This window comes from Bacillus hominis (genome assembly GCF_018332515.1).
GTDB lineage: Bacteria > Bacillota > Bacilli > Bacillales > Bacillaceae_G > Bacillus_A > Bacillus_A hominis.
Window position 1 is genome coordinate 1 of the sequence record NZ_BOQD01000295.1, and the last position, 6,655, is coordinate 6,655.

Annotated in this window: 9 protein-coding genes; 3 read left to right on the plus strand and 6 right to left on the minus strand. The window is 33.9% G+C overall.

The features are described 5' to 3' along the window. The first annotated feature begins 314 nt into the window (after window positions 1–314). Complete coding sequence (locus KI356_RS22700; RefSeq protein WP_212936534.1) at window positions 315–1,412, plus strand: tetratricopeptide repeat protein; 1,098 nt, start codon at window positions 315–317, stop codon at window positions 1,410–1,412. A gap of 2 nt (window positions 1,413–1,414) precedes the next feature. Beyond that, the gene (locus tag KI356_RS22705; RefSeq protein ID WP_212936535.1) at window positions 1,415–1,603 is read left to right on the plus strand and encodes a Phr family secreted Rap phosphatase inhibitor; all 189 of its coding nucleotides are present in this window, start codon (window positions 1,415–1,417) and stop codon (window positions 1,601–1,603) included. 45 nt (window positions 1,604–1,648) lie between these two features. Here the strand turns inward: KI356_RS22705 and KI356_RS28290 are convergent, their stop codons facing one another. The 6 genes from KI356_RS28290 to KI356_RS22730 form a co-directional block, all read right to left on the minus strand. After that, window positions 1,649–1,858, minus strand: a complete 210-nt coding sequence (locus KI356_RS28290) for a hypothetical protein (protein WP_238486221.1) — start codon at window positions 1,856–1,858, stop codon at window positions 1,649–1,651. 321 nt (window positions 1,859–2,179) lie between these two features. Next, window positions 2,180–2,785: an FMN-binding negative transcriptional regulator gene (locus KI356_RS22710; RefSeq protein WP_212936536.1), complete on the minus strand. Its 606-nt coding sequence runs from the start codon at window positions 2,783–2,785 to the stop codon at window positions 2,180–2,182. A gap of 133 nt (window positions 2,786–2,918) precedes the next feature. Next, on the minus strand, window positions 2,919–3,446 hold the full coding sequence (locus tag KI356_RS22715) for a GrpB family protein (protein WP_212936537.1): 528 nt from the start codon (window positions 3,444–3,446) through the stop codon (window positions 2,919–2,921). Window positions 3,447–3,541: 95 nt separating this feature from the next. Beyond that, window positions 3,542–3,889: a DUF4260 domain-containing protein gene (locus tag KI356_RS22720; protein WP_212936538.1), complete on the minus strand. Its 348-nt coding sequence runs from the start codon at window positions 3,887–3,889 to the stop codon at window positions 3,542–3,544. A gap of 6 nt (window positions 3,890–3,895) precedes the next feature. Next, the gene (locus tag KI356_RS22725; protein WP_212936539.1) at window positions 3,896–5,287 is read right to left on the minus strand and encodes an FAD-binding oxidoreductase; all 1,392 of its coding nucleotides are present in this window, start codon (window positions 5,285–5,287) and stop codon (window positions 3,896–3,898) included. A 137-nt stretch (window positions 5,288–5,424) separates the two neighbouring features. Continuing rightward, window positions 5,425–5,823: a DUF2871 family protein gene (locus KI356_RS22730; RefSeq protein ID WP_128282364.1), complete on the minus strand. Its 399-nt coding sequence runs from the start codon at window positions 5,821–5,823 to the stop codon at window positions 5,425–5,427. A gap of 254 nt (window positions 5,824–6,077) precedes the next feature. On the opposite strand from KI356_RS22730, the gene KI356_RS22735 reads away from it, so the two are divergent. Then, a complete protein-coding gene (locus tag KI356_RS22735) occupies window positions 6,078–6,581 on the plus strand; it encodes a GNAT family N-acetyltransferase (protein WP_128282365.1) in 504 nt (167 codons plus the stop codon). Window positions 6,582–6,655 lie beyond the last annotated feature (74 nt).

A 6,655-nucleotide genomic window follows, 5' to 3' on the forward strand; every position in this document is an offset into this window, starting at 1 on the left:
TACCGGCTCCTAAACAAGAGAGTCATGCTGATCTACCAGCTCCTAAATTTGAAGATCATAGTGATCACATTTAAAAATCCTCCCCTTCTGTCATGAAGGGGATTTTTTTAAGTTCATATTTACTTTCTCAACTTTTTTAGATGAGAAGCTTCTATAGTATTTCTCATCTAAAAAACAAACACTATATAACTTAAAACACCATAATTTTCTCATTTACAAGAAAATTATTTATCAAGTGAATATTCCGTATTTTCGTATATTTTTATGCTAACATTATAGACAAAACTCAATAGATTATTCTGAGGGGGGATTTTATGAATACCTTATTAACTGGAAGTACATACGCAACAAAACACTTAGAGGCATGGTATCATGCAATCTTAATTCAAAATGTTACAGAAGCACAAACCTGCTATCATGCAGCAACTCAAGAACACAAAGAAATTCTTTTAAAAGAAGATGGTGTAAACTCATCTTACCATTTATTTTTTAATTTATTAAAATTCCGTTATGCAGTATTCACTGATGGACTATCCATTACAAAAGATAGTTTTGATGCAATTGATGCTATTACTATCCCAGCTGATTTACAACTATCCTACTTATATCACTATTACAAAGCAATTTACTTTACTGCATTAAATAAATTTGAAAAAGCTGATGATTATTTCGAAAAAGCAAAATCATCTTTAACTAGTCTTTCTACTGTGGAACAGGCTGATTTCTATTACAGATATGCAGTATATCATTTTCAGATGCAGCAACCAAGCCAAGCCATCTTATACGCTACTAAGTCCCTAGAAATTTTCCAAACATTAAATGAATGCACAAGAAATATAACTTCATGTTTAAGTGTACTAGGCGGATCTTATGTAGCAGTTGGTCATTATGAAAAAGCTGAGGAATTATACTATACAGCCATCGATATGTTACAAAAAAATAATGAAGAGTCTTTACTTCTTCATGTACGAAATAACCTAGGCACACTCTATGCAAATAAAAACTTGTCAGAACAGGCCATTCGTCAACTGTCGGAAGTAATAGAAAAAATGCCCAAACACTATAAAGCATTATTCTTACTCGCACAAGAAAACGGAAAACTAGGAAATATAGAGTTAGCAAATAAATACATTCAAACTGGCAAAGAAATTATTTTACAACTAAACAATGAGGAATATAAACATCATTTTAATATTTTAGAAGCTATTATAAATAAATTTGAATTAGAACAATTAGAGCGAGTTATACAAGAAGGAATTGACTATTTTAATGAAGAATCTTTATTCAGTTATACTTCTGATTATTGCGAGAAAATAGCCACTTTATATCACAAAAAGGAACTCTTCGAAAAAGCTAGTGAGTATTTTTACAGCAGTATTGAAGCTAAAAAAAAGAATGAAAGAAGGTTATGAAAATGAAGAAAACAATTGGTAAAATCGCTTTAGGTATTGCATTTACTGGTATTTTTTCTTTTGGGTTAAACGCTAATCTGACAAGCCAAGCTGGACATGAACATTTCCCTGCACCGCAAAAACCTGACTTTGTTCAATCCGTTGACGTAAGTAAAGACTACAATTCAACAACAGCTGAAAAAGCACTTTAAAAATGAAAGACCTTCAATTAAGAAGGTCTTTTTAATTGCACTTATTTAGTTAATGTAATCAAATATTTTTTCATAGCCAAATGGTAGTACAAATGATACTAAACAGCCTATTACAACTGACGTACTGGATAAAAGAATAAATTTCCGAAATGATATATCATTCCTCTTGTACCCGATAAAACATGCTTTTATTATAACAAAAACAGTCATCATTATGATAATAGTTGAAAAAGCGGCAACTAAAAACACTTCCATTTTGTTCCTCCCTACATAATACCTTAACCGTAATTTTACCATTAAATGAATATACTATAGATAAAATGTTTTTATATGCCTCCGACGGGATTCGAACCCGCACTCCTTTCGTAAGCATAGACTAAGGGGAACACGCTTCCCTACGGAATTCCACCTGTCTCAGCTTATTTGCTTTTCGGTGTTTCTGAAACCTTCGCCTTGCGACCCGGTGCGACATGTTTTCCGGCGCTCTTCCCTTCTAGAGCTACGGAGGCATTTTTCTTCCAAGTAGAATATATTTTCTACAAAAATAGTATTCTACCTTTAGTTAACAAAAACTCCTCACTTTATTTCTTTCATCAACTCCGCAATCCCCCTACTTCCCTCACTCCCAACTTTCTCAAGTTCTTCTATAACTAACCCTCGTCTCTCTACAGAATGATTTTGACTTAACTTCGCTTTTCCTTCTATTTTATTTACCTTTATCTTGAATCCAACTATTCCCCGACTTAATCCTTTCATATAATTCGGATCTACATCATTCAGCGAGTAGGTACTCTTTGAATTTTCATATTTATGTACTAAATCTTGAAGAGAATCTATTAATTCTTGTTCATCTTCAACAATTTCTAATTCACCATATACATGCACAGCAATGTAATTCCATGTTGGTACTGCTTTGTTTGTTTCATACCATGACGGAGAGATGTAACTATGTGGCCCTTGGAATATAGCTAGTACTTGTTGATTCCCAATGTCTTTCCACTGTTCATTCGGACGTGCGAAATGTCCATGTAAAGTAAGAGTCTCCCTATTTAATAACAACGGTAAATGCGTTGCATATGGTTCTCCATTATGTTGAGAAAATAGCATTGCAAAGCTATTTTGTTCAATTATTTCGTACTTCATCTCTTCATCTTGTATTGCGAAGTATTTTGGTATGTACATAAGCTCCCTCTTTTCTTATCTTTTATTTCTCATTATATTTAAGTCTCGTAACACTCAACAGGGCCAGTTTGTATTTGTTTTATAATGGCAGCCTTCTATCTAAAAAGAATAGACCGCATGTACTTCTGCCGCCTTAGTTTATTTCCCCCAATATATTTGTAATAAATGCCGTCTTACCTTCACTATAATCGGCTCGACTTTTCGGCTCTCTTGCTAAACTTTCCTTTAAGCGCCCATATTTAATAGCAACATCGGTATGTTCACGCAGATAATTACGAAACGTTACATGTTTTCTCAACTCTTCACTATTTTTGTCACACACATATAGATGATGTTCCATCCAAACTGTATTTCCCCCGCTCCATGGAACGAAAGTATCCTTTCTTCCAAATGCCTCTCTCCCTTTAAAGCTCCATTCTGCTTGATGATAGTACCCTATCGTTTCAAGCTTTTTTATTACTTCAGGAAACATTTCGTAATCTTCTATTACAATATCAATATCTAATATTGGTTTTGATGCAAGTCCTTTAACAGATGTACTCCCAACATGTTCAATGGCTAAAACAAGTTCTTCCATTGCATTGTTAATGAGAGTTTGTAGTTTGTAAAATTCACTTTCCCATTTAGTATTATATTTTTCAATAATTATAAATCGTTTCAATTCATTCATCCTTCTCAACTCATTTTTATACCGCTATTTGCGGGTAGTAAGACTAATAATCAGTGAGGACTGTCCCCACTGATTACATTTGCACTTTATAACCTCTGAATATGCGTATCCTTAAAATCAGTTTCATACTTCAATCCATACCCAAGCATTCGATCCATCCCAATATGCGCTGTCCATATTAAACCAACCATTAAGATCGTATCCATCTTTACATAGACCCCTATTAAAACAAGTATTATTGATATGATATATGTGTGAAATAGATTATAAATTTGCGCACCGACATGATTGTTTATCATGTATGCTACCATCGCTAAATCAGGCGCAAAAAGTAATACAATAAATAATAACCAACTAAATCCACATAATGCATATATATAAATCACAGCTAACAAGACGACAAATCCTTCAAAGTGTATAATTCGTTTCTCCAAACTTCATCATTCCTTATCTGTTAGCTTGAAAATCTTATTCGGATTCAAAATATTTTGCGGATCAAGAGCTTTTTTTATTTTTTCCATTACTAAAAGCGCTGCCCCATGTTCTTCTTCTTGATACTTTCTTTTTCCGATTCCAACGCCATGTTCTCCAGTACATGTTCCGCCTCGTTTAAGAGCATATAAAACAATACTTTCGTTTATTTCATCCGCCTTTTTCACTTCATCTTTATCGTTTGGATCAACCATTAATAGCACGTGAAAATTCCCGTCTCCTACATGACCAAGAATACCACCAACAAGACCTACTTTATCTAATACCTCTTTCGCATGTTGTATTGCGCCAGCTAATTCCGAAATTGGTACACAAACATCCGTACTCATTAGCTTTTTACCAGGATAACTATGAACGTAAGAGTATGCTAAGTTATGCCTTGCATCCCATAATTTATTTCTCGCCGCTGTTTCAGTTTCAAAAGCAACTTCTTTACATTTATGATCAAAAACAATTTCCTTCGTAAACTCGATATCTTGCGTTAGCCCTGCTTCATTTCCGTGAAACTCTAAAAACAGTGTTGGTTCTTCTCTGTAATTTGTTTCATTATAATGATTTACCTGTTTCATAGATAGTTCATCAACAAGTTCTATTCTCGCAATTGGAATACCAGCTTGCAATATATGAATAACAGCTTCTACTGCATCATTTATAGTTGGGAACGATGCTCTCGCAGCCATAACATGTTCTGGTATGCCGTATACTTTTAATGTTAGCTCTGTAAAGCATCCAAGCGTACCCTCTGATCCTACGAAAATACCATTTAAATGATAACCTGATGATGACTTCGCTGCTAAATTGCCAGTATGTATCACTTGTCCGTCAGCAAGTACCACTTCTAAATCACGAACTTGATCACGCATTACGCCATACTTAACAGCTGTCGTTCCGCTCGCATTTGTAGCAGCCATGCCTCCTAACGTTGCATCTGCCCCCGGATCTACACTAAAAAACAAACCGTATTTCTTTAGTTCTTTATTAAGCTGAGAGCGAGTTACTCCTGGCTGTACTCTCACAAGAAAATCTTTCTCTCTTATTTCAAGTATTTTGTTCATTAATGAAAAATCAACCGTAATCCCCTTTTCATAAGGAATTATATGGCCCTCTAAACTAGAACCTACCCCAAATGGAATGACAGCCTTTCCGTGGTGACTCGCTACTTTCATAATCTTGCTAACTTCCTCAGCAGTTTTCGGATACACAACTACATCCGGTAAACTACTAGTATGATATGATTCATCTTTACTATGTAACTCTCTTACTGTCTTATTAACCACTACTCGATCTTCAGGAAGTACATCCTTTAATTCATTTACTAAACGTTCAATTGTTATTTCCATAACGAGCTCCCCTTTTATATTATTTACTCCACAATAATTATACCATTTTTATACAAAATAATCAGAATAGTGAGATTCCTGTGATTTTATATAAAAAAAGAACTTGCAGTATTCCCTACAAGTTCTTTTTTATAAAACTACATTTTAGACGATTTCTTCAATAAAATCATAAACCAAACTAAAGTAAATGCCATCATAGAATGAGAGAAACCTACAATATAAGTTAACCCTTTAAAGTCCGCCCCATTTAGTTGAAGAAGTCCTCTCGCTGCCAGCGATCCTAACATTAAAGTTAATGCTATATTATGTAAAACAAACCATTTATTAAATCCTTTCACTTCATGAAAAGCGAATACTTTCGCTAATCCTAAAGCAATTAAAAAGAAGAAAAAGCCAAGTACTAACGTATGCGTATGCAAAAGATTTAATAGTGTAGATCCTAGTATCCCTTTAAATTTTCCATACTCCCTAGCGAATATTCCTGATAGTAAACCAATAATTAAATAAGTAAACGATGCGTTATATAATTTCTTCATTATGTACCTCCTTAAGTAGAATGTGTAGTGTGTCATATTTAGTAATAATGATAGTTATATAGTAAAAACTCCTAGTTTCCTAGGAGTCATTGTATATGCATCTCACTCTTTCCAGTTAATCCTAATTATAAAATATCCTTTTATACAAAACAATCGAATTTTATGTGAACAAGTAACTCTCAATTAAAATAACTTGCACTTTTATTTCGCACAATCCATACTAATTGTTATAACTTTAAAGGGGGTGCAATAGATTGATAGTTTTAGAAACTGAACGTCTCAATCTTCGTTGGTTTGATATAAAAGATGCTCCGTTTATTCTCGAGTTAGTAAACGATCCTGCATGGATTCAGTTTATTGGTGATAAAGGGGTTAAAAACTTAGAAGACGCAAAAAATTATATTGTAAACGGGCCAATCGATATGTATAACAAAATTGGATTTGGTCTTTACTTAGTAGAAAGAAAAGAAGATCTTACCCCGCTTGGTATGTGCGGTCTTATTAAAAGAGATTCATTAGAAGATGTTGATATCGGCTTTGCCTTTTTAGAAAAATTCCGTTCAAAAGGATACGGCTATGAGTCGGCTTCTGCGGTAATAGAATACGGTGTGCAAAAGCTAGGAATGAAACGAATTGTAGCAATTACTTCTACAGATAATGTTGATTCAGGAAACCTTTTAGAAAAAGTAGGATTGCGATTCGAAAAAATAATTTCAGACTCAGGAGAAGAGCTAAAGTTATTTGGATATAACGCATAAAAAGGTCGCCATTCACGGCCATAGCCATCAACTTAAGAAAATCAATAAAATAATCAAATTAGGGCACCCTTTCA